Origin of the sequence: Vibrio sp. T3Y01, from assembly GCF_013114525.1 — a bacterium.
Classification (GTDB): domain Bacteria; phylum Pseudomonadota; class Gammaproteobacteria; order Enterobacterales; family Vibrionaceae; genus Vibrio; species Vibrio chagasii_B.
Map to the genome: position 1 here is coordinate 311,400 of NZ_VTXJ01000001.1, position 23,068 is coordinate 334,467.

The window sequence follows — 23,068 nt, forward strand, 5'->3', positions numbered from 1 at the left end:
AACTCTGAATGGAATCAGTATCTGATTGGATCAGTATTGGAAATGGTAGAGCTCCCGGGACCTTTTGTTTACTTATATATAGTGGGATCCCAATGTCCGAATCTGTAATTCAATTTAATGAATTAGCCCTAAACGAAAACATTCTTTCAGCTCTTGATAGCATGGGTTTCGTTTCTCCGACTCCAATCCAAGCAGCAGCTATTCCTCTTCTTCTTGAAGGCCGTGACGCACTAGGTAAAGCACAGACTGGTACTGGTAAAACAGCAGCATTCTCTCTGCCTTTACTAAACAAAATCAACCTAAACCAACACAAACCACAAGCAATCATCATGGCTCCTACTCGTGAGCTAGCGATCCAAGTTGCTGCGGAAATCAAAAACCTTGGCCGTGACATCAAAGGTCTTAAAGTTATTGAAATCTACGGTGGTGCTTCAATTGTTGACCAAATGCGTGCTCTAAGCCGTGGTGCTCACATTGTTGTTGGTACTCCAGGTCGTGTTAAAGACTTACTTACTCGTGACCGTCTACACTTAGATGAAGCACACACATTTGTTCTTGATGAAGCAGATGAAATGCTAAAAATGGGCTTCGTAGATGACGTTACTTGGATTCTTGAGCAAGCTCCAGAAACTGCACAACGTGTACTTTTCTCTGCAACTATGCCTCCAATGGTTAAGACTATTGTTGACCGTTACCTACGTAACCCTGCAAAAGTTGACGTTGCTGGTACTAACCACACAGTTGACAAAGTAGCGCAGAACTTCTGGGTTGTTAAAGGCGTAGAAAAAGACGAAGCAATGTCTCGTCTTCTAGAAACTGAAGAAACTGACGCGTCAATCGTATTCGTACGTACTCGTCAAGACACTGAGCGTCTAGCTGATTGGCTATCTGCACGTGGCTTTAAAGCTGCTGCACTGCACGGTGATATTCCTCAGTCTCTACGTGAGCGTACTGTTGATCACATCAAACAAGGTGTTATCGATATCCTAGTTGCAACTGACGTTGTAGCTCGTGGTCTTGATGTTCCACGTATCACTCACGTATTCAACTACGACATCCCATTCGATGTTGAATCTTACATCCACCGTATTGGTCGTACTGGCCGTGCTGGACGTAAAGGTAAAGCGATCCTTCTAGTTCGCACAAACCAAATTCGTATGCTTCGCACTATCGAGCGCGTAACTAAGTCTACAATGGAAGAAATCCAACTTCCTCTACGTGACCAAGTTGCTGCAGCACGTGTTGCTAAGCTAGGCGCTGAGCTTGAAACAGAGAAAGAAAGCAAAGCTCTAGAAAACTTCGCAGGTCTTATTACTACCCTGCAAGAGTCTCTAGACGTTGATGCTGCTACTCTAGCTGCAATGCTTCTTAAGCGTCAGCAAGGTAAGAGCCCACTGTTCTACATTGGTGAAGACCCAATGATCGCTGCTATCGAGCGTGACAAGAACCGTCGTAAAGAGCGTCGTGAAAACCGTGATAACGGTGGCCGTGACTTCAATACTCAAGACTGGGATACTTACCAACTACAAGTTGGCCGTGAGCAAGGTGTTCAGGTTAAAGATATCGTTGGCGCACTTGCAAACGAACTTGGCCTAACTAAAGGTTCTATCGGTGCTATCAAACTTGACCAAGGTTCAACTTACGTTCAACTGCCAAAAGCAATGAACTCTGAAACTGCTGGTAAACTAAGCAAGCTACGCATCCGTCAAAAAGAAGCTGGTGCTGTTGTTGTAGACTTCAACGATTTCCGTGAACCACGTCGTGGTAACGGTGGCCGTGGCGGTCGTGATGGTGGTCGTGGTGGTTACCGCGGAAACCGTGATGGCAACCGCGATGGTAATCGTGAAGGCGGTCGCGGTGGATACCGTGGCAACCGTGACGGTAACCGCGATGGCAACCGTGAAGGCGGCCGTGATGGCGAGCGTCGTTTCGACCGTAACCGTGGTGGCGATCACCGTGGCAACTACCGTGGCGAACGTGGCCATGGCAACGGCGGTAACCGTGGTCGTCGTCCAGAGCGCAACGAAGGTTAACCAACCTTTAGCTTAGACGCTCTAGTCTAGACACTGAATTTAAAAGCCGAGCATCATGCTCGGCTTTTTTGTGCCTATTCGTTTCTCTTTCCGATCGCATCGCTTGCAGTTAACCCCCCATCTCACGCCAAAATTGATATCCCTTTAGGCCAACATTAAAAGTGAACGCCCCCGATTCTTTACGAAGGGGGTAAAGCACTCTCTTTAGCGCCGTGAACGTACCTGTATCGCGTTGTAAGGCTATACTTAAATGACGTGCTACAAGCTAGGGGCCAAACGAGTGAAAGCTGTTTAAATTGCCGGGAGGTGGTTTATTAGGAGGAAGGCTGAGGTCATGTTTAGTGGAGGTAGGTATCGGAACTTCGCTGGTTCAACTCAATAGCGGTGACGTTTTGAACAACACGCCAAATTGACTAAATCTAGCTAAAAATAATTTTAGCAGTCGTTTGCGTCACTTGTTTATTTACTTTCTTATTCAACTATTTTTTAATTTTGCTCTAGAAATAAATAAATTAATGACTAAGATCAACTTAATTGTGTTCATTTGGTGATTTTTTCAAAACAAAAGTTGAAAGATTCAAAAATTATTGAATAATGGGCTTAACTAAAATTGAAGTAAACGCTTCATCTAATTCGTACTGAAACAGGATCCATATCCAATGTCTAATTCGTTTGTTCTGGTTATTAACTCGGGTAGTTCATCCCTTAAATTTGCTGTAATCGATTCTGTTTCTGGTGAAGCAGTATTAAGTGGCCTAGGGGAGTGTTTTGGTCTTGAAGATGCTCGTATGAGCTGGAAATACCAAGGCGAGAAAACTGAAATTGCTATTCAGGGTGAAGGTAGCCACCACAAGATTGCTATTGGCAAATTGGTAGGCCTGATGGAAGACCTTGGTTTCACGGCAGATATCGTGGCTATCGGTCACCGTATCGTTCACGGTGGTGAGAAGTTCACTCAAACGGTTCGTATTACTGAAGAAGTAACGAACGAGATTGAAAGCCTATCTGATCTTGCTCCACTTCATAACCCAGCTGGTGCTATCGGCATCCGCGCTGCGATTGAAGCTTTCCCTTCTTTGCCTCAGTTCGCTGTATTCGATACAGCTTTCCACCAAACAATGCCACAACGCGCATTTACTGGTGCTATTGCTAAAGAGCTATACACAGACTTCGGTGTACGTCGTTACGGTTTCCACGGTACTAGCCACTACTTCGTAAGCCGTGAAGCTGCGAAGATGCTAAACAAGCCTGTTGAAGAATCTAGCTTCATCTCTGTTCACCTAGGTAACGGCGCATCGGTATGTGCTATCAAAGATGGTAACAGTGTTGATACATCAATGGGCTTCACACCACTTTCTGGCCTTATGATGGGTACACGTTGTGGTGACTTAGACCCAGGTATCATCGAATACCTTCTTAAGAAAGGTTGGTCACAAGAGCAAGTCTTCAACTCTCTTAACAAGGAGTCTGGTTTCCTAGGCGTGTCTGGTCTAACGAGCGATGCTCGTGGCATTTTAGAAGCTATGGAAGAGGGTCATGAAGGCGCTAAGCTGGCTTTCGAAGTATTCACATACCGCGTAGCTAAATACGTTGCTTCTTACCTTGCAACACTAGATTCTCTAGACGGCATCATCTTCACAGGTGGCATCGGTGAGAACTCTCTACCAATCCGTCGTGAGATCCTTAAAAACCTTAAGATCCTAGGTTTTGTTGAAGATGTTGCTGGTAACGAATCTGCTCGCTTTGGCGCTGAAGGCATCATCGCTAAGTCTGAGATGCTAGATGCAGTAGCAATGGTTATCCCAACTAATGAAGAGTTTGTGATTGCTCAGCAGTCGGTAGAACTTCTGTAATTTAGCTTAAAACCAAATATTGAAAAGCGAGCCCTAGTGGCTCGCTTTTTTTGCTTTGCAGCTAGAGAGCAGGGGGATTAAATCCGGCTACTTAGCTTCAGTAACTGCTTTATTCTTGTGTAACGAATCGCTCTGCTGCCTTTAGGCCCATTTGGTAACCGGCTTCAAGCTTGTCTTTATCTGTGGTTAATCGTCCCACAGCGAAGCCATCATCAGGAACGATAACCTTAATCGTGCAATCATGAGGTGGGTTCTCGATAAATTCTAAGGTTTGATTGTATTGCTCTGCACGAGTGATCATGGCCTCAGCCAGTTGAGGTGTCTCTTTCATCAGGCGACGTAATAGCCAAGGTGCTTTAGGTGGGCGCTTTTTGTAACCCTGCTTTTGCGAGAGGATCACTGTGATCTGCTTCGCGCCCTGTTTATAAGCCTCAATCACTGGAATTGAATCGACCACACCGCCGTCTATCATTTTTCGACCATTTACTCTCAGAGGCGTGCGGTAGGCCATAGGGACAGAGCAGGAAGCTTTGAGGAGTTCTTCTAGGTTATCTTTTTCACCCTGCGTGTAAAGCGGTTCACCGGTTTCAACATCCGTGGTCACGACTTGAAAGGGAAGCGGTTGTTTATCAAAGGCTTCCATATCGTATGGATAGTGCTGTGCGATATGATCCCAAAGCCAGTCGAGGTCAAGTAAGTGTCCACCTTTGGCAAACTTTTTGAAGTTAATAAATTCAGGTTGGCATGAGTAGTCAGAGATAATCGTATAGGTTCGGCCGCGTTGGTTAGACAACCAAGAGGCTAAGTTGGTTGAGCCCGCAGAGACGCCGATGCAGAAATCGAACGGGTTGTATTGGTGGTCGATAAAGCCGTCTAACACGCCAGCAGCAAAGATGCCACGCATTGCGCCACCTTCCACAACTAGGGCATGTTTTGATTCTAGAGTCATTTGATTATGGGCTCCCTAATTCTTATAGATGCATATCCTTTCACTGTTATTAATACTAGATAAATGGTCGGATGTGTAGGCTAACCATTATTTTACAGGGTAGTGAATTACGTTATGGAACATCGCATTGTCTTCACCGAGGTTCTTATATCCGTGCTTTTGGTTAGCATTAAAGCGAACGGCTTGCCCTGCTTGTAATGTTTGCCATTCACCATCAAAAAGCACGGCCATCTCTCCTGAGATACATAATATGTGCTCGGTAACGCCAGTGTTATGCGGGTAGGATTCATGTTGATAGCCAGGTGCGAGGGTTAGCTCGAAGATCTCAAACCCTAATGCTTCCTCAAAAGGAAATAATAAGCTGACGAAGAAACCAACGTTATATTCCTCACGCCTTAACTCGTTTGCATCTCTGAATAAACTCGTCAGCTCATTGTTCGAACTTTCTGTGATGAAACTGGAAAATGACACTTCAAACCCAGATGCGATCTGCCAGAGCTTAGCGACGGTTGGGCTGGACTCCCCACGTTCAATTTGACCTAACATCGCTTTACTTACGCCTGTCGCTTTTGCTGCTTTATCTAGGCTCCAGCCCTTTTCTTGGCGTAGGCGTTTTAAGTTAGTGCCGACTTTAATTTCTGTTTGCATACTTTTTCTACAAGATTTTTTCTATAAATAGCTTGTGCGTTATAGCGCACAAGTGCTAGGTTTAGCTTATGGACGTTATAACGCACATAGGAACAAAATAACATGACTAAGCTAAAATTTTCCCACGTTAGTACGGGCTTTATTGCTGTATTTATTGGGTATGCAAGTGCTGCAGCGATTATTTACCAGGCTGCGATGAGTGCCGGAGCAACTCAAGAGCAGGTTGCGTCATGGTTCTGGGCGTTGGGAATTGGTATGGGGGCAACCACGATATTGCTCTCTTTCTACTACAAGAAACCGGTTGTGACGGCTTGGTCGACACCGGGAGCAGCACTGTTGATTACTTCGCTTGAAGGTCTGACGATGAATCAGGCAGTTGCTGTATTCCTGTTTAGTTCGTTGTTGATCACGCTAGTCGGTATGGCTGGGATATTTGAGAAAGTACTGAAACAGATACCCACGTCGATTGCATCGGCTATGCTAGCGGGGATTTTATTGCAGTTCGGTTTGGGCTTGTTTACATCGTTAATGGAAGAAGTTCAGATAGTGGCGGTGATGCTTGCTGTGTTTATCTTGGCTAAGTCGAGGTTAGGAAACTTGTTGATCCCAAGTATTTTCGTCATTGCTTTGGTGATGTGCGTTGGTTTTGGAAAGCTCGATGTCAGTCAAGTCACGCTAGGTTTAACGACACCGGTATTCATCATGCCTGATTTCGAATTCTTTTCTTTGCTTAGTGTTGGTATCCCATTGTTTATCGTGACGATGGCTTCGCAGAACTTACCGGGGTTTGCGGTGCTAAAAGCAAACGGGTACCAAGTGGATTCATCGAAGATCATCACTACCACGGGTGTGACAGGGTTACTATTAGCGCCGCTCGGGGGCTTTGCGTATAACCTTGCGGCAATCACCGGAGCGATCTGTATGGGCCCCAATGCCGATGACGATCCCAAAACGCGTTATATGGCGGGAATCTCGATGGGCGTGTTTTATTTGTTAGCTGGAGTGATGGGGATGTCATTTGTGTCTTTGTTTAGCGCAGTTCCTTCAGCGGTAGTCATCGCTGTCGCGGGGTTAGCGGTGATGCCTACATTGATGAACTGTTTAGCTGTTTCCATGGCAGACAACCACTACAGAGAGCCTGCGTTGTTTACGTTCTTATTTACAGCTTCTGGTACGAATTTATTGGGTATCGGAAGTGCGTTCTGGGGGCTTTGTATTGGTTTACTTTGTTGCTGGTTACACAATTACAAAGTCAGAACGAATGGGGACAATAGAGCTTCACAAGCTCAGTCATAGTGATGCTTGATGAAAGGCGCTAGTGAGCGATGGTTTACTAGCGCCTTTTTGTTTACGAGGTATTACCTAGATGACAGCTCGTTTTTGGATGAGATTAAGTTCCAAAGCTTTATCTTGGTTTCCTCGAAGCTTAAAAGTAGTGAAATATAGGTGGCTCATGCATCAAAAAGTTCTGGTGAGAAATGTTCCACGCATATGCTCCTGCTAAGGTGAATACAAGATAATCACCGATGTCGATGTACTCAATGTTTTGGTTTCGAGCGAGTACGTCTTTTGGTGTACACAACTGACCAACTAAATTGGCAGTAGTGTGGTGTATTGGGTTCGAAATGTTTGAGTGCTGCTGATTGTGGACGACAGCAAAAGGGTGATCATGGCTTTGTGCTGCTGGTGTACGGAAATGATGCGTGCCGCCACGAGCAATAACAAAGTTTTCGCCAAGATTCTGTTTGATGTCTAACACTTCCATCACATAGTAGCCGCAAGGAGCTGAGATATAGCGTCCACACTCAAAGCGCAGTTTCCAATCTTGCATATGTTCTTCAGCGATCAAGAATTCTAATTTGTCGCAAAATTCTATCCACGGGAAATGTTGGCTAGGATCTTGGTAATTGATCCCCATGCCTCCACCGAGGTTAATAATGAGTTCTTCAAGAGAGTATAGTTCTCTCCACTGTTTAACCACCTGGAAGTAACGTTGAACGAGTGCTAAGTGACGACCAACATCGAGTTGATGAGACATCAGGTGAAAGTGGAAGCCTTTCAACTCTATTAGCGGGAAATCACGTAGATACATGATGGCGTTATCCAATTCAGCTTCATCGAAACCAAATGGAGTCGGTTTTCCGCCCATGGCTAGCTTGCTGAGCGTGATGTCACCAATATCGATATTCATGCGCAGAAAGATGGAAGCAGGTCGATTCAACTTTTGTGTCAAAGCTCCGATACGCTGTAGTTCTGTAATACTTTCGACATGGATGGCACCGACATCAAGTTGTATCGCTTGTTCTAATTCACTTGGCATTTTCCCTGGGCCACCAAAGATCAGTGGTTTATTAAGCAGTTGCTGTTGAAGGTGGCTAAGTTCGCCGCCAGATGCCGCTTCAAACCCATCAACGTAAGGCGCCAAGGTTCTCAAGATAGGCGCAGAAGGGTTGGCCTTTGCGGCATAAAACAACTCTACGTTTTTGGGTAATACATGGCGCATCTGCTTGATGTGCTGTTCAAGCGCATTTAGGTCATACAGGTAAGCACACAATGGCTGACTTTGCTGCTTCGCGAGCTGTTTTACTTCTTGCTCGATGTACGGGGGAAGCTGAGTTGGCTTAGTCATGACACTCTCCTGTGTTTTGAATCGCCCATGGTGTCGCAATTAGTGTGTACCCCGACTCTTTGTCGGCATTTTGCATCAAGCGAGTGGTGAAGTTGTTCTTACTTGGGAAGAAGCCGCCATCAAGTAACGCAACTAACTCTGGTTGCTTGCCATTGATTGACTGCCAACGAACAATGGATTCTTTCAATAATTCCCACAATATAACTTCGAGTTTGGTGTCTCCCTCAGCAATAAAGAATATGGCCTCACTAATGTTGTTAATAAAGGTGCAGTAACCGATACGATTCCAGCCTTGCTCTCGGCTGTAGTAAACCGATTGTCGGGCTCGCTCTGAAAGCTGTTGTAATGTCTCTGAAGGCCAAAACTCAGGTAACAATTTTGTACCTTCTAAATCACGAATCCACACGCAGCATGGCATACCTTTTTCGAAACCAATCAGCGTGTTTTGTAGATGAGGTTCAAATGCGACCCCGTGTTTGAAGTAATAGTTAAACACGCCTGGAATCAAGCAATGCAAGTAGCGCTCAAACCACAAGGTAGCGACACTCTTATATTGGCTTTGTGTAGCTTTCGCTTTTTGTTTTATCTGGGTAGCTATACAACTGTTTCCTTCACGATCATAAGCAAACAGCGAACCTGCCAACGTCGGTTGTAGAATGTCGGTTTCACTAAGTGAGAAGTTTTCACGATACAAAATGCCAAATGATTCTCGAGCTTTTATGATGTCGTCAGGCTCCTGCCCTGCGATAGATTCTAGATTGAGTGTTGTTGCGTACGGCTCACTCATCACTTTGAATATGGGGTTGCGTAGCTGTTCGCTCTCTTTTATCGAACGTAGAATAGAAGTTAACTGTACGGCACTGTCGAGTTCATACCATGCGTTTTTGCGAACACAGTTGGTCAAACGTACATTGATGGAAAACTTAGCAAACCATTCCATATCTGGGTGATAAAGAGTGCGCACGGAGGAAGTGGGTAACAGTTTGTCTCCACCTAAGCCTAATGGTGTAATTTTGCCTTGTTCAATCGCGCGTTGAACTGCTGGGTTTTGTAGAAGTGTGTAGCTTTCCCATGGGTGGCACGGATAAAGTAATTTTGATTCTGAATCACTTTCTCTCGGTGCCAATTGCTCGAGCATCGTTTTTGGTGATGTGCGTGTGTCTGAGTGCAATACATCCAGTAAAGCTGCTTCCACCTCAAACCAGTATAGAGGCACCTTTGCGCCAACTTCCGGGGAGCAAGCCAGTAAGTCATCCATACTTACTCCAGAACGACTTTTTGGTGTTGGGTGAAAAGTGTGTCCCCAGAGCAGTGACTGTTCTGACGCGATAAAGGCATTATGCTGCTGGAGTGGGCTGTCGGTGTTTAGGAATTGCTCGGTTACCAGCAAGCTGTTCTGCATTTGTTTTATCAACTCATGGTTGAACGGGATCATTAACACTTGTTTAAGGTAATTGAGTAACAGTGTTAGGGTTTGAGTTGCGTCTAATTTAGACCAGCCAGCACCAGCCGTTTTCGACCAAGGTGTAGCTGAAAGTTTTACTTTTCCTAGCTTACTGACGTATTCAACAGGCAAGACTAACAAGCCACTCTCTTGCGTCTGATTTTGCTGAGGTAGATGTATTGCCACACGTTGTTTGGCCGTAAAGTTTCTTTTTAATGTCTGCGGAAGTGATGCTGAGCTGAAGCACCAATCTACTTGCTTGTTCGGTATTGCGTATTCACGCAGATAGCAATTCACTACGCCCATGATGGTATTTAATTGGGCTTTTTCTTGATTGAGCTGAACCTGGCTGTGATTTATTTGCGTCTTGTTTTCAGCTCGGTGCTCAGTTGGAGATGAATGAGTGTTTAACATGTCGATGTCCAAATTTTGAAAGAATGATCATTGCGATAGCAGTACTAAAGCTGATCAAAGTAGAAAGTAAGAAAGGAACCTCAAGCCACCCTAAGCTTGATATAACAGATGCGCTTAACCCTGCTGCAACACCACCCCATTTAGACATGGCATCAAATCGTGAAAATATCTTGCCACTTTGTTGTCGGTCGATTTGGTTGGCTAAGGCTTGATGCAGCCCTTGGTAGCAACAGACCATCCCAAGTCCAAAAACAACTCGCGCGATGATTAGCGTTGTTTGATCGGGTATTAGGTGCATCGCTGTACTGACTGAGAGCAAGCCAAAACCAAGGTACAAAGTAGCAAGTGGATGACGGTGGTTGAGCCTCTCTGAAAACAGATGAACTTTTCCGGCAAAGAGTAAGTAGACACCGTGTGGAAGGGCGTATAAAAAGCCTATCCACGCTTGGTTTGTTACACCGTATTGCTGCACAAAAGGTGAGAAATAGGGGAAGGTGACGACCATCGAAAAAGCAAAGCAGAACTGTGCACCGAACACCCAGTAGAGGTTGTGTAACGGCTTGTGTGTTGTTTGTTCTCTTTGACTCGTTGTTTGGTCTTTTGCTTCTTTCTCTACATCTGATTTCACTAAGTTATCAGCAGGGAGCGTTAGCGTGATTGCCAATGCTAACAAGGGCAAGGCAGACAACCACAGATACGCATTGAGCGGACTCGTGTCTGATAATGTCCAACCTAGGCCGATGGGCGCGACAATCAATGCCAAACGAGCAGAAAGCTGGGTCTTATTCAGTGAGGTACCGAGGGTCTTTGCGTCTTTAATTTGACTTGATAGGTAGCTATTAGAGGCGGCCATGGTGCCGCCAAAGGTTCCTTGAACAATAAGACCAAACACAAACATTGTCAGATTGTCTGCCAAACCACACAGAGCAAACCCTGCAGCAAGCCCTAGTTGTGCTCGTATCAGAGAGCGACGTCTGCCAAATTTATCAGCAAACTGCCCCCAAAATCGTGCAGCTACCGCGGTACAAAAGGTTGGCAAAATAAATAAAATGCCTGCCCAATCTGAATCGATATGTGCGCCAAGTGTCGGTAATACCATAGGTAAAAACAGAGGCATGCCTAAGGCTGCGAATGCCGCTATGAAGTGGCAGAGCAGCACACAATAAATGAGTTTGGTCATGGTGGATTAGTTCACGCTCTGTTTGATGGACTCTAAGTAAGCGTGTTGTGCTTCTTCACTGGTAAGTAGTAAGAAGTTCGGAGCCGATAACCCATAAAATTTGTTTATATCGCTAGCACCGGAGGCTTCTTTCGAGAGCAAACTGCCTGAGCTTAATAAATACTTGGCGTATAGATTCGGTGATTCAAATAGCAACTCATTGGCAAGTGAAACGTCATGACCTTGATTGCGAAGTTGCTCTAGCTGTAGTGAAAGGCTAGTTGCCACTATTTTGTAAAGGTCAGCCGATGGCGCAATAGCTTGTGCGGCCATTGCTTCAACAATCGCTGCAATATCAAGCTGTAACGTGATGGTCGTGAACATCTGACCAAGAGCCAGCTCATCGTCTACTTTAATGCGTTGATCCAGCAATTGATCGCACTTAACCGGTGAGAGGTGTTCGAAGTTTTTAAATCGCTCAGGCCAAATCCGCGCTGCATCATTGTCCTTCATCGCTAAGGTCATTTTTCCCTGAGCATCGAACGCTATAATGGCGTTCTGTTGGTTGGACTCCAATGCAATGCCGTATTGAAGCCACAATGTCAGATGCACTTTTGAAAGCAGATCAACGTAATCCTTAAACCAAGCTAACGTGTCATTGTGATAATACTGTTCGGCGAGGTGCTCTAAGAACAAGCGGTCATCGGGCATTGGGCTAGCAAGTGCGGCAACGGGAACGAGTGCTTTATCTTGCGAATGGTTCAATGGATATTCACGCACGATGTAAGCGAAGCTCTTGTCATCTCCTACGTGTCCACCGTGTTTCTCATTGCAATGAAATAGCGTGCCTTGTAAGTCGGCATCATTTTGCTCTAAGTGCGTTAATAGGCGTTCAAACCAGTGTCCATCATAAAGAGTTGAAGGCTTGATTAAGCGAATGTTTTTGGTACCTAGAGAACGCATGATAAGCGGTACTTTGATGTGAATATGTGGTGCAGAATTCACGACAACGGTGCGTACCGATAGTGTAGGTGTAACATCAAGGTATGGAGTAGGGGCCTCAATAATACCTTCTGGAAGAGACTCAAGGCTTTGCAGTGTTAAAGGGTGTGCTGGGAATAAATGATGACTCAGAGCAAAGTCGCCCGGTAGACCCACTTGCTCCATGGTTGGCCAGCATGATGGCTGCGAACTGGTCAAAGTGACGAGTGACTTATCAATCGCTAGCCAACGCAGAGCAAAGCTTTGTGCAAACTCTGGCGCATATTTCTCGAGATCTGTATCACTCAAACCAAATTTTGCGCGAGCGGTTGGATAATAAGGGTGATCAAGGTAAGACGCGATTTGATCAGCGCGCAGTAATTTTTGGTTCCAATGCTTCAGCTGAGAAATCGGCTGCATTAATGAGTCTGAGTGTTGCTGGAAAGCGTTATCACATAGTGCCTTGTGCTCCTCTGCACATTCAAGTTCTTGCAAGTAACCGTTTAACAATGGATAAGAGCTTTCATGTGCACACGTTTTTAGTAATTGAATCCAATCATGATAGTCATTCTGAAGTTCAAACTGGCCCTTTTTCTCGATTAACCAACCACTACCATCTACCCCATTTGGAGAACCGTATACCCAGCGCTGCATGTAGTAACTTGGAGTGACGGGTAGGTAAAGCGTGAAATCAGAATGGGAAAAGATAGCCCATACTTGTTCACCTGGGTAATTCGAACTAGTAAGGTTAGCAGGCGCTCTGGCTGTGAACTGACTTTTAGACACTAAGCCAAATAAGTCTTCACGAAGGCACGTATCGATGAGTCGCTGAGTTAGGTATGAAGCGTTGACATTCATGCGGTCACCTCATTATTTGGTGTTAGATCGAATCGAGAAACGGTGTGTTGAAGAGCAGCATCTAGCGTCTGTCCTGAAGGCGACGCTATAGAAATTCGCGCTAAGTAATCTTTGTTTGAAAAGCTTTGTAGGAAGGTATCCCCCGGGTGTTTGAGTACCTGCTGCTGCGTGACAATATCGCCATCTTGATGAATGAAAGACGTTGATGTCCCCTCGATGACACCACTCTGCTTTGCCACAACATAGTGGACACTTGCACTACCGGCTATTTGGAATGAAGGGTCTAGCTTGCTGCCGAGGTGTAGGCTTAAGATGGTGCTGAACCACTTTCCTCCACTTAGATTGTCGAGTAGGAACTCACGACCATCTCCAATACTGCGATAGTTAATTTCAACTAATACAGGGCCTGACTCTGTGATAATGAATTCACTGTGGCAAACACCGAAGCCTACGCCAAATGCCTGCAACTGTCTGACACACTCATTCTTGAATTGAGTGCTGTTGTCGCCATTCCAAGTCGCAGCAGTTTCAATAAAGAATGGAGGCTCAGAGAGTTCCACATCAAACCCACCAAGTGCAGCTAAGTTTTCTCCGTCTCCCAAGGTTTCTAGGGTGATCAGTGGGCCCTGCAAAAAATCTTCAACCAAGATTGGGTTCGTCGGGTGTTTCTGCCAAAAGCGTTCGCAATAATTTTCAAGCTCAGTTCTAGAGTTACAACGCTGGACGTCTATGCTTGCCACGCCCTCTTTGGGTTTGGCGACGACAGGAAACGTAAAGTTCAACGTAGAGCCAGTGTCCTGATAGAGCAATTCACTTCGCACATTGGGTAAAGATTTTTCACTCAAAACTTGGCGAGTGAGGTGCTTGTTCTTTGCCTGTAACGTTACGGTCCAATCTTTTGCTGGTAAATCAAAGAATTGTGCACAGATAGCGGTAGAGGTTTGCAAGTGATCACTGTTACTAAAAATAGCGCTAGGTTTCAGGTTTTTTTCTGTGATGGTTTCGATAAGTTCAAGTGGATTAAACACATCACATTCAAGAATTGCGTCTGGGCTAAAACGCTCGTCATCGTTACTCAATTTTAGGTGGCTGAGCTTGTGATCTGTGATCAGAATGACGTTAAGCCCCATCGCTTTTGCTGTCGGTACGAAGCCGTGAGTGACTGCGTCATTGACGACGTGACTCACAATAATAATCGTAGATTTCATTGGGCTTTCCTAATTTATAAAACGTTGTTGTTACCTGCTCACAACTTGCATTCAAGTGGCCTTTTTCTTGTTTTTAGGGAAGGCTTTTTTCTATGTTATTGTTTTTATTGGCAATGCTATTAATAGTGCAGTTGCATATTGCTGGGCAAATATAGATCAAAAAATATTTATTGCAAACATAAATGATATTTGTTTTCATTCGCGTCGTGGTGAATTTATAAATTAAAACGGAATTAGAAAATGGATATTAGATTGAACTTATCTCCTCTTGCTCTCGCGATTGGAGGTGCATTGGCGGTGGCGGCTGGCATGCAAAATGCGGTGGCAGAGGAACAAGCCCAAGTGGATGAAACGCTGCAAATTATTGGTCACCAATACGAAGGGTATGCCGAGCATATGCCTCAGTCAGGAACTAAGACTGATGTCGAATGGCTGGACGTACCGCAAGCGGTATCTGTGGTCACGAAGACAGAAATGGAAGACCGAGGCGCGGTACGTTTAGTGGATGCGCTCGATGGTGTAGCTGGAGTAAATAATACTCTAGGAGAAGGCAGTCGAGACCAATTCGTTATCCGTGGTTTTGACTCACTCAATGACATGTATCGTGATGGTATGCGTGATGATGGGACCTTGCAGTCATATCGAAGCCTCGCAAACATTGAGCGTGTTGAAGTCGTCAAAGGACCGGCTGGTGCACTTTATGGTCGAGGCTCTGCTGGCGGTATTATCAATTTAGTTACTAAGCGCGCAAGCGGTGATAACTTCACCAATGTAAATGGTAGTGTGGGCAGCAACAGCCAGTTTGTCGGACAAGTTGATAGTTCTATGGCTTTTTCAGACAAGGTTAATGGCCGTATCAATGTGGAGCATCGTCAAGCCGATTCTTATGTCGATCATGTTGATTCTAACGATTTCTTTATTGCTCCAACGATTCGAGTGATGCCTTCTGATGGACACACTATTGATCTCGATGTTGAATATGCTCACCAAGAATTAGTGCCTTATCGTGGTGTTCCATCCAAAAATGGTAAACCAGTCGATGTTTCTGAAAGTACTTTTTACGGCGGTACCAACGATTACCAAGAGTCGGATAGCATTCGTGTTGGCGTTAATTACGAGTGGCTTTTGAACAGTGAGTGGTCATGGACCAACCGTGCTGCATACAATCATATCGAGCTAGAACAAAAGGGCACGCGTCAAGGAACGGTAACAGGGGATCAAGTCTCTCAAACCGTGAACAACTTCGGCTACGACCCACGTACCACGACGACCTTGCAATCGGAACTCGTTTGGGAAACCGATTCTAATCAAATGATGATTGGTGCCGACTACAATCAAATCAATATCGACCTTACGCTTGCAAGCGATAAAACTCTACCTCCAAAAGATATATACAACCCTGTTGCTGGGCCAACACCTGATCCGGGTTTTAAACCGTTCCGTGATAACACCACAACGACCACTGGTGTTTACATTCAAGATGTTTATACCTTTGGCGACCTATCAGTAATAGGTAACGTACGTTACGACTCAATGGAACTGGAACAACAAAAGGCAGGATCAGCTAAAGAGCACTTAGATGATAACAAGGTGAGCTACCGTGGTGGCTTGGTTTACCGAATCAATAATGACACGTCGGTCTACGCAAGCTTAGCTCGTTCGTGGCAATTACCTTACTCAGGTATTTATATCAATCCGAAGCTAGCGGAGTTCTTCCGTACCGATCTAAAGGAAGTCGGTGCAAAAGCTTACCTTTTAGATAACGCTCTGATGCTCAATGCAGCAGTATTCCAAATTGATCAAGAACAGCCTGAAACCAACACTAACGGGGATGTTGTCAACAAGATTGAAGCGCGTCACCAAGGTATTGAATTGGAAGCTCGCGGCCAGATTTCTGAGCAATGGGATATTTCGATTGGCTATAGCTTCCTCGATGCTGAAGACAAAGAGACAGGCAAGAAGCCGAACGACGTGTCTGATCACTTGTTCTCACTGTGGAGTACCTACCAGCTAGACGACAACTGGCGTTTAGGTGGCGGTGTGAAATATGTCGGCGATCGCTATGCGGGTAATGACGAAGCTGTCGCATTGGGAGATTACACCACGGTTGATTTGATGGCGGCGTACACCACTGGTCGTCACAAAGTCCAAGCAAATGCTTACAACGTGCTGAACGAGAAATACATTCTCGGAGCAACCAATGGTACGTCTGGTACCAACCAGATTGGCTACGGTGCACCAGCTGAATTTATGCTCAGCTACGGCTACCAGTTCTAAATGCCAACTCAGCTTCAAACAGTTGTGTTTGCTAGCAAATAGCAAACAGTTTTGGCCTTAATTTCAGGCCGTTTAGCCCAAAAGGTCAAAGGACACATCGAATCGATAACGGTGCCTTTGACCTTAACCTGCCTTTTTAGGAGATTTTCATGCCTTACCAGAACTTGGATGGTAACCCCTGTACTCAATCGCACAAAAAGTTGCGTCTAAGTGCTCTATCAATGGCCATCGCTTCCGTGACGTCCATGGGCGCATTTGCCGCATCTGAGCCTCAAACAACGACCATGGAGACGGTTGTTGTTACCGGTAGTTTGATCGGCAACTCAGAGCTCGAGGATGTAAAAGAGTATCCTGGCGCTCGTACCGTTTTGACCAATGAACAGATTAAAAAAACGGGTGCGCTTTCGATTGATTCAGCGTTTCAAAGTGTACCGGGTATTAAAGTTCAAGATGAAACGGGCACAGGTGTTCTGCCTAACATCTCAGTTCGTGGTTTAAAGGCAAGTCGAAGTGGTCATGCTCAGTTTCTAATGGATGGTGTGCCGCTCACTCTAGCGCCTTATGGTCATACTGGACAATCTATTTTCCCAGCGACGCTTTCTATGCTTGATCGTATTGATATTGTGCGTGGTGGTGCGGCGGTTCAATACGGACCAAACAACGTGGGTGGTGTGATCAACTTGGTGACCAAGCCTATTCCTCACCAATGGCAAACGGAAATCAGTAATCGCTTGACTGTTTTTGAAGATGGCGATACCCCGTTGAACGATATTTATCTGCGAACTGGTGGTTGGCTGAATGATACGCTGGCACTTCAAGTGGAAGGTAACTTCTTAAAAGGAGAAAGCTTCCGTGAGCATTCAGACACAGACGTCAAAAACTTCCAAGCGAAGTTGCAGTGGTTACTGAGTGATACTCAAGAACTGCAAGCTTTTGTGCAGCGATATGATGCCGATACGCAAATGCCGGGCGCTTTATCGCCAGAAGATTACGAAAATGATCGTACCCAATCCAAGCGCCCTTATGATGAGTACCAAGGCAAATCGACGCGTTGGAGTTTAAAGTATTTACATGATTTGAATATTGCGGATAGTGCAGAGCTAGAAATACTGACCTTTGGCCATCGTTCTGAGCGTCTATTCCAATGGGGATTTAATAGTGCCGATGGTCATTGGGCTGATCCAGCACTTCCGTCGACCGATATTCGTACGTCACCACGTGAATTTAAGGTGTATGGGATAGAGCCGAAACTCGCGATCTATGTTGACGGCAATACAGTGACCCAAAACGTAATTGTTGGGGCACGCTACGTCAACGAAGATATCGATTACAAGCTTACTCAAACGCCGATCGCTGGTGGTGTAACAACAACGCCACGTGATTGGCACTTAGATACCGACGCTTTTGCTGGCTATATCAGTAATGAAATTGGTTTGTTTAATGATGTGTTAAAGGTAACACCAGGCATTCGCTATGAATCAATTGATATGGCATATAGTGATTTAGGTGAAGGAAAGAAAAAAAATAATAAGGTGACTGAGTGGTTGCCTGGTTTAACGATTGCATACCATCTTACTGGGCAATGGATAGGTTACACCAATGCACAGAAATCGTTGCGTGCCCCTCAAATATCCAACATTAAACTTCATGGTGAAGAGGGCAGTGAACTCGCATGGAACTATGAGTTGGGTGCTCGCTACAACCAAGAGTCAACCAGTTTCAATGTGGCGCTATACCGAATCGATTTTAAAGACCAGCTTCAATGGCAAAGTGCGACCCAAACTTTTGACAACATTGGTAAAACACTTCACCAAGGTATTGAGCTTTCTGGCCGTTACACGCTGGAATCTCTTCAGGCTCTGAGCTTAGGGGCGGGCTATAACTACCTAGACGCAACGATTGAAGAAGACGGTGCAAACAAGGGCAATCAACTGCCTTACACATCAACACATCAATTTAGCTGGGATGCGACTTACTCATTTAGCAAGCTAGATACCACCTTGTCTGGCTACTACTTCAGCGAGTCATACTCTGACAATGCGAACACGAGTAACGAGGATGCTAGCGGGGCGACGGGCAAAGTTCCAGCCTATATGGTTTGGAACTTCAATTTGGGCTCCGATCTATACAAGGATGAGAGTAGCAAACTGCGCATGAACTTTGCGGTCAACAACTTGTTTGATGAGGACTATTACTTCCGAGGCATTGATACCAGCCCTGTTGGTCGCTATCCGGCGCCAGGGCGATCTTATACCTTGGATCTGAATTACCAGTTCTAATCAGTAATTTATTGAAAATTATAACGAATAAAAGTCGCCAATACACTTGGCGACTTTCACGGTTCTAGCGTTAGAGGATAATTTAATATGGGAAACGACTCTCAACCAGTTTCGACGAATACATTACGCCCAATGAATAGATTATGGTTAAGTCTTGCTGCATTGGTGATGTGCTTAATCTCATTTTCGAGTTTGGCCAAAACAAGGATGGTCCAAGATGAGCAAGGTCAGTTTGAGATTAACACCACGCCACAACGTATCGTTGTACTGGAATTCTCATTTGTTGATGCATTAGCCGCGGTAGGCGTTTCTCCTGTGGGTGTGGCTGACGACAATGACTCAACACGAGTGATTCCAGCGGTAAGAGCGTTGGTTGACCCTTGGCAGTCTGTTGGTATGCGCTCTCAACCTAGCCTAGAAGCGATTGCCGTTCTCAAGCCCGATTTGATCATCGCAGATGCGGAACGCCATCGAGCTGTGTATCAAGATCTACAACGAATTGCACCTACTTTGCTATTAAAAAGCCGAGGCGAAACTTATCAAGAAAACTTGGAATCAGCGCTCAAAATTGGTGTTGCTCTTGATAAACAATCAGATATGGAGCAGCGAATTCAACAACATCATCAAGCGATGCTCGAGTTTAAGAGCCACTTTTCTCTAAAGCAAACCGTCCAGTTTGCTGTCGTTTCGGATAAAGGCATGTGGCTTCATGGTCCAGCATCTTATGCAGGAGGAGTACTGACCACATTAGGAATTGCGAGCCCGATTGAAGAACTCACTGAAAAAGCGTATTTGCCAACAAGCTTTGAGTTGCTGCTAAAAACCAATCCGGACTGGCTGCTATTGGGCGCTTACTCGCATCCTAATGTGGTCAACGATTGGGAGAAAAATCCGCTATTCGACCTAATGACTTCAGCAAAAAATAGGCAAGTTGTTGAAGTGTCGCCAGCACTTTGGTCATTAAACCGAGGCATGCTAGCGGCTGAACAGATGGCGAAAAATCTAGAGCAGATCTTGGAACGATCATGAGAACGATATCGATATCTAGCGGAATGCGAAACCTGCCAATATTACCGTGGCGAGTCACTGTATTTACGTTGTCAGTGTTGTGCTTGATGCTATCTGGCTATGCGGCTTCTATGCTGGGATGGTCTAACTTTTCTCTAACCCTAAGTGACTTAGTTGACTATTGGTTTGCGTTTGATACGAGCAATATGACTCATCAAATTTTGGCGACTCTGAGAGCGCCAAGAGCCTATGCTGGGTTATTGATTGGAGCGAGTTTAGCGGTTGCGGGCTTATTGATGCAGGGCTTAACAAGAAACCCACTCGCATCTCCTTCTATTCTTGGTATTAATTCTGGCGCTGCCTGTTTTATGGCTTTAGCTGCCATAGGCGTGCCTGTTGTCAGTGAACTAAATCCCATTCTTAATGCTGTTATCGGTGCCTCGTTAAGTGGCGGTGCTGTGATGATCCTCGGTGGTTTTTTTTCCGCACGTTCTCACCCGTTGCGCTTGGTTTTAGCGGGCATCGCCATTACGGCACTACTGATTGGGTTGACTCGAGCAGCATTGATTCTTGCCGACGATATGGCTTATAGCGTGCTGCATTGGCTTACAGGCTCATTATCTACCGTGGATGATGAACAATGGCGAATGTTGTGGCCGCCCATAATTGTTGGGCTAGGGTTAGCTATTAGCTTGGCGCGCAACCTTAATTTACTGGCGCTTGGTGAGGAGGTTGCGGTTGGGCTAGGCAGCAACATCCGGCTTACGCGATTCATTTGTAGTGTGACCATTGTTTTGCTGGCGGGCGCGAGTGTCGCTATTGCCGGGCCTATTGGCTTTGTCGGATTGTTAATTCCCCACTTAGTTCGTCCTATGGTTGGGCATAATTACCATGTGTTAATTCCCGTTTCCGCGATGGCAGGTGCCGCATTGGTATCTTGGTCAGACGCGTTGTCACGAGCGATTGCTTTCCCGACAGAAACGCCAGTGGGTGTCATTACCGCTTTATTGGGCACACCTTGTTTTGTTCTCATAGCTACGAGGAAGTCTTAATGCATCATAATGCGAAGGTATTGTTGTTACTTGGGCTGCTTATGCTGATGGCCTTTTCTGGCTTGTTTGTTGGGGCAGCATCACTTTCTATTTCTCAAGTGATGGAACATCTGATTGCTTTCTCTAGTGACGATTTTGTTATCCAACAGTATCGGTTGCCACGTATGTTACTCGCAATCAGTGTCGGTGCAGGGTTAGGGCTTTCAGGCGTGTTAGTACAAGGTGTAATACGAAACCCTCTGGCGTCTCCTGACTTGATGGGAATTAGCGCCGGAGCAGGCCTTGCTGCAACAGCGAGTTTGGTTTGGTTTCCGAATGCGCCGGTGAGTTTGCTTCCTATATTTGCGATGTTTGGTGGTGTTTTTGCAGCTGGATTGATTGCCTTATTGGCATGGTGGTCCCAGCCAACACCGGCCAAACTGGCATTGATTGGTATTGCAGTGAGTGCGTTTCTGGCCAGTTGTATCGATTTCTTACTCGTCACTAACCCTATCGAGATCAATACCGCTATGGTATGGCTCACTGGTAGCCTTTGGGGTAGGAACTGGCAGCAAGTCCCATTTATCTGGGGGGCGTTGGTTTTACTATTACCAATGGCATTATGGCTTGCTTGGCGATTAGATGTATTGGGACTGGGTCAGGAAAGTGCCACTACCTTGGGTATCAAACCAAAACAGATTCAGATTCTCGCGTTGTTGGCCGCTGTATTACTTGCAAGTGTCAGCGTGTCAGTAGCCGGGACAATCAGTTTCGTCGGGCTATTGGCGCCTCACTTAGCGCGTTTATTGTTTGGGCATAATCATAAGTTGCTAATCCCTGCGTCTGCTTTATTAGGGGCCATTTTAGTCACCTGCGCAGATGCACTCGCACGAGGTTTGAGTCCTCCAATAGAACTGCCTGCTGGAGTGCTGACGTCAGTGATTGGCGCACCTTATTTCATTTTTCTTCTTTATCGTTATCGAGGTTGGTAACCATGCTAAAAACGCAGAACCTTTCCGTCGCGTACGGCAAACAGACGATCATCCCAAACCTCACGGTTTCAATCCCTAAAGGGAAAATTACCGCACTAATTGGTCCTAATGGATGCGGTAAATCCACTTTGTTAAAAACCTTGGTAAGAATCAATAAACCAATGTCGGGGGAGGTGTTGTTTGAAGGTAAACCATTATCGAGTTATGGCGATAAGTCGCTTGCACGTTCTTTGTCGCTTCTGCCACAAATCCTTGTTAGTCCTGAAGGTATTACTGTTAGAAAATTGGTTGAGTATGGACGTTCTCCTTATGTATCTCACTGGGGAAAGTTAGGAAAAGACGATCAAACCATTGTTGAGCAAGCGATGCGTGATACAGGCGTACTTGAATATGCTGATAAGCCAGTAGAATCCTTATCAGGGGGACAAAGGCAGAGAGCGTGGATCGCTATGGTGATAGCACAAGATACGGACATCGTTATGCTTGATGAGCCAACCACGTATTTAGATATGTCGCATCAGGTGGAGTTAATGAATTTGATGCAACAAATGAACGCCAAAGGTAAAACGGTGGTAGTGGTACTACACGATCTAAATCAAGCGTGTCGTTACTGCGATCATTTGGTGGTGTTAGAGCAGGGTAGTGTTGTGGCAGAAGGCTCGCCCGACGAGGTGATGACAGAGGCGTTACTTGATGATGTGTTTGACCTAAATGCGAAAGTATTCCGCGATCCGATTTCGAATACGCCGATGTGTGTAGCGATTTAGGTAGTGATTGTTTGAAGCAATTATTGACCGACAGCTAGCTATTCAGTCATTCGGAGTTGTGATTGAGATAGTATTTTGCTAAAAAACGCGCATAATCTCGCTATACAACATTTAAAGAAGATATTACCTATGACTACGTTTCAATACTACTTTCACCAACTGCCTTGTTTTGACTGCAAAAAAACGACAGTAAGCACAGATCTTGGTTGGTTAACGCCAGCGATGAAAGAGGTGGTTTTAGCGCAACTGACTGAAACACTTGCACAAGGTGAGATTACCCCTGACCTTACTGCGAACGTTGTGTGCACTAAAGAAGAAGCTCGCGAGTACCTGCTGTTGAACTTCTTTGGTTATTCAGAAGAAGAGCTTGAAGGTGAAATCGAGGCGGATGATGAGCAAGAAGTCGCTGACGAGATCGCAGAGCTGCTTGAAGACGGTAAAGACACGATTGAGTTCGAACATGAAGTAGCGCTTCAGTGTTGTGCTGATTGCGATATCATCGAAGAGTAACTAAGTATCTTCTAAAGTACGCGAATCG

General features: G+C 45.5%; 17 protein-coding genes. 10 read left to right on the forward strand and 7 right to left on the reverse strand.

Translation table 11 applies throughout. From position 1 onward, the window contains the following. Positions 1–8 precede the first annotated feature (8 nt). A complete protein-coding gene (locus tag F0232_RS01330; RefSeq protein WP_105058376.1) occupies positions 9–2,033 on the forward strand; it encodes a DEAD/DEAH box helicase in 2,025 nt (674 codons plus the stop codon). A gap of 659 nt (positions 2,034–2,692) precedes the next feature. Continuing rightward, on the forward strand, positions 2,693–3,886 hold the full coding sequence (locus F0232_RS01335; protein ID WP_105058375.1) for an acetate/propionate family kinase: 1,194 nt from the start codon (positions 2,693–2,695) through the stop codon (positions 3,884–3,886). Between the two features lie 109 nt (positions 3,887–3,995). On the opposite strand, the gene F0232_RS01340 is transcribed toward F0232_RS01335, so the two are convergent. Together F0232_RS01340 and F0232_RS01345 are read right to left on the reverse strand one after the other, a co-directional pair. Next, entirely contained in the window at positions 3,996–4,835 is an 840-nt protein-coding gene (locus tag F0232_RS01340; protein WP_105058374.1) for a patatin family protein, read from the reverse strand. 87 nt (positions 4,836–4,922) lie between these two features. Then, complete coding sequence (locus tag F0232_RS01345; protein WP_105058373.1) at positions 4,923–5,483, reverse strand: helix-turn-helix domain-containing protein; 561 nt, start codon at positions 5,481–5,483, stop codon at positions 4,923–4,925. Between the two features lie 102 nt (positions 5,484–5,585). On the opposite strand from F0232_RS01345, the gene F0232_RS01350 reads away from it, so the two are divergent. Beyond that, complete coding sequence (locus F0232_RS01350) at positions 5,586–6,779, forward strand: benzoate/H(+) symporter BenE family transporter (protein WP_105058372.1); 1,194 nt, start codon at positions 5,586–5,588, stop codon at positions 6,777–6,779. A 130-nt stretch (positions 6,780–6,909) separates the two neighbouring features. Here the strand turns inward: F0232_RS01350 and F0232_RS01355 are convergent, their stop codons facing one another. The 5 genes from F0232_RS01355 to F0232_RS01375 are packed head-to-tail and all read right to left on the reverse strand — an operon-like array spanning position 6,910 to position 14,176. Further along, positions 6,910–8,112: a type III PLP-dependent enzyme gene (locus F0232_RS01355; RefSeq protein ID WP_105058371.1), complete on the reverse strand. Its 1,203-nt coding sequence runs from the start codon at positions 8,110–8,112 to the stop codon at positions 6,910–6,912. After that, positions 8,105–9,970 (reverse strand): IucA/IucC family siderophore biosynthesis protein, encoded by a 1,866-nt coding sequence (locus F0232_RS01360; protein ID WP_171750656.1) that lies wholly within the window; start codon positions 9,968–9,970, stop codon positions 8,105–8,107. The genes F0232_RS01355 and F0232_RS01360 overlap by 8 nt, the downstream gene beginning before the upstream one ends. Next, positions 9,942–11,150, reverse strand: a complete 1,209-nt coding sequence (locus F0232_RS01365) for an MFS transporter (RefSeq protein ID WP_105058370.1) — start codon at positions 11,148–11,150, stop codon at positions 9,942–9,944. The genes F0232_RS01360 and F0232_RS01365 overlap by 29 nt, the downstream gene beginning before the upstream one ends. A gap of 6 nt (positions 11,151–11,156) precedes the next feature. Continuing rightward, a complete protein-coding gene (locus tag F0232_RS01370) occupies positions 11,157–12,968 on the reverse strand; it encodes an IucA/IucC family protein (RefSeq protein WP_105058369.1) in 1,812 nt (603 codons plus the stop codon). Next, positions 12,965–14,176 (reverse strand): acetyl-CoA carboxylase biotin carboxylase subunit family protein, encoded by a 1,212-nt coding sequence (locus F0232_RS01375; RefSeq protein WP_061032272.1) that lies wholly within the window; start codon positions 14,174–14,176, stop codon positions 12,965–12,967. The genes F0232_RS01370 and F0232_RS01375 overlap by 4 nt, the downstream gene beginning before the upstream one ends. Positions 14,177–14,416: 240 nt before the next feature. Between F0232_RS01375 and F0232_RS01380 the strand changes: the two genes are divergently transcribed. From F0232_RS01380 to F0232_RS01410, 7 genes are all read left to right on the forward strand, one after another. Continuing rightward, on the forward strand, positions 14,417–16,453 hold the full coding sequence (locus F0232_RS01380; RefSeq protein WP_105058368.1) for a TonB-dependent siderophore receptor: 2,037 nt from the start codon (positions 14,417–14,419) through the stop codon (positions 16,451–16,453). Between the two features lie 149 nt (positions 16,454–16,602). Beyond that, a complete protein-coding gene (locus F0232_RS01385; protein ID WP_105058367.1) occupies positions 16,603–18,732 on the forward strand; it encodes a TonB-dependent siderophore receptor in 2,130 nt (709 codons plus the stop codon). A gap of 87 nt (positions 18,733–18,819) precedes the next feature. After that, a complete protein-coding gene (locus tag F0232_RS01390) occupies positions 18,820–19,761 on the forward strand; it encodes a Fe(3+) dicitrate ABC transporter substrate-binding protein (RefSeq protein WP_105058366.1) in 942 nt (313 codons plus the stop codon). Beyond that, positions 19,758–20,792, forward strand: a complete 1,035-nt coding sequence (locus F0232_RS01395; RefSeq protein ID WP_061032276.1) for an iron ABC transporter permease — start codon at positions 19,758–19,760, stop codon at positions 20,790–20,792. The genes F0232_RS01390 and F0232_RS01395 overlap by 4 nt, the downstream gene beginning before the upstream one ends. Beyond that, positions 20,792–21,763, forward strand: a complete 972-nt coding sequence (locus F0232_RS01400) for an iron ABC transporter permease (RefSeq protein WP_105058365.1) — start codon at positions 20,792–20,794, stop codon at positions 21,761–21,763. The genes F0232_RS01395 and F0232_RS01400 overlap by 1 nt, the downstream gene beginning before the upstream one ends. A gap of 2 nt (positions 21,764–21,765) precedes the next feature. Further along, positions 21,766–22,530, forward strand: a complete 765-nt coding sequence (fecE, locus tag F0232_RS01405) for a Fe(3+) dicitrate ABC transporter ATP-binding protein FecE (RefSeq protein ID WP_061032278.1) — start codon at positions 21,766–21,768, stop codon at positions 22,528–22,530. A 129-nt stretch (positions 22,531–22,659) separates the two neighbouring features. Beyond that, on the forward strand, positions 22,660–23,040 hold the full coding sequence (locus tag F0232_RS01410; protein WP_004737837.1) for a hypothetical protein: 381 nt from the start codon (positions 22,660–22,662) through the stop codon (positions 23,038–23,040). The last annotated feature ends 28 nt before the right edge of the window (positions 23,041–23,068 follow it).

Excerpts from the sequence above, each read along its gene's own strand:
- F0232_RS01330 (WP_105058376.1), top strand. The coding sequence starts at position 9 with ATGGAATCAGTATCTGATTGGATCAGTATTGGAAATGGTAGAGCTCCC.
- F0232_RS01335 (WP_105058375.1), top strand. The coding sequence starts at position 2,693 with ATGTCTAATTCGTTTGTTCTGGTTATTAACTCGGGTAGTTCATCCCTT.
- F0232_RS01340 (WP_105058374.1), bottom strand. The coding sequence starts at position 4,835 with ATGACTCTAGAATCAAAACATGCCCTAGTTGTGGAAGGTGGCGCAATG.
- F0232_RS01345 (WP_105058373.1), bottom strand. The coding sequence starts at position 5,483 with ATGCAAACAGAAATTAAAGTCGGCACTAACTTAAAACGCCTACGCCAA.
- F0232_RS01350 (WP_105058372.1), top strand. The coding sequence starts at position 5,586 with ATGACTAAGCTAAAATTTTCCCACGTTAGTACGGGCTTTATTGCTGTA.
- F0232_RS01355 (WP_105058371.1), bottom strand. The coding sequence starts at position 8,112 with ATGACTAAGCCAACTCAGCTTCCCCCGTACATCGAGCAAGAAGTAAAA.
- F0232_RS01360 (WP_171750656.1), bottom strand. The coding sequence starts at position 9,970 with ATGTTAAACACTCATTCATCTCCAACTGAGCACCGAGCTGAAAACAAG.
- F0232_RS01365 (WP_105058370.1), bottom strand. The coding sequence starts at position 11,150 with ATGACCAAACTCATTTATTGTGTGCTGCTCTGCCACTTCATAGCGGCA.
- F0232_RS01370 (WP_105058369.1), bottom strand. The coding sequence starts at position 12,968 with ATGAATGTCAACGCTTCATACCTAACTCAGCGACTCATCGATACGTGC.
- F0232_RS01375 (WP_061032272.1), bottom strand. The coding sequence starts at position 14,176 with ATGAAATCTACGATTATTATTGTGAGTCACGTCGTCAATGACGCAGTC.
- F0232_RS01380 (WP_105058368.1), top strand. The coding sequence starts at position 14,417 with ATGGATATTAGATTGAACTTATCTCCTCTTGCTCTCGCGATTGGAGGT.
- F0232_RS01385 (WP_105058367.1), top strand. The coding sequence starts at position 16,603 with ATGCCTTACCAGAACTTGGATGGTAACCCCTGTACTCAATCGCACAAA.
- F0232_RS01390 (WP_105058366.1), top strand. The coding sequence starts at position 18,820 with ATGGGAAACGACTCTCAACCAGTTTCGACGAATACATTACGCCCAATG.
- F0232_RS01395 (WP_061032276.1), top strand. The coding sequence starts at position 19,758 with ATGAGAACGATATCGATATCTAGCGGAATGCGAAACCTGCCAATATTA.
- F0232_RS01400 (WP_105058365.1), top strand. The coding sequence starts at position 20,792 with ATGCATCATAATGCGAAGGTATTGTTGTTACTTGGGCTGCTTATGCTG.
- fecE (WP_061032278.1), top strand. The coding sequence starts at position 21,766 with ATGCTAAAAACGCAGAACCTTTCCGTCGCGTACGGCAAACAGACGATC.
- F0232_RS01410 (WP_004737837.1), top strand. The coding sequence starts at position 22,660 with ATGACTACGTTTCAATACTACTTTCACCAACTGCCTTGTTTTGACTGC.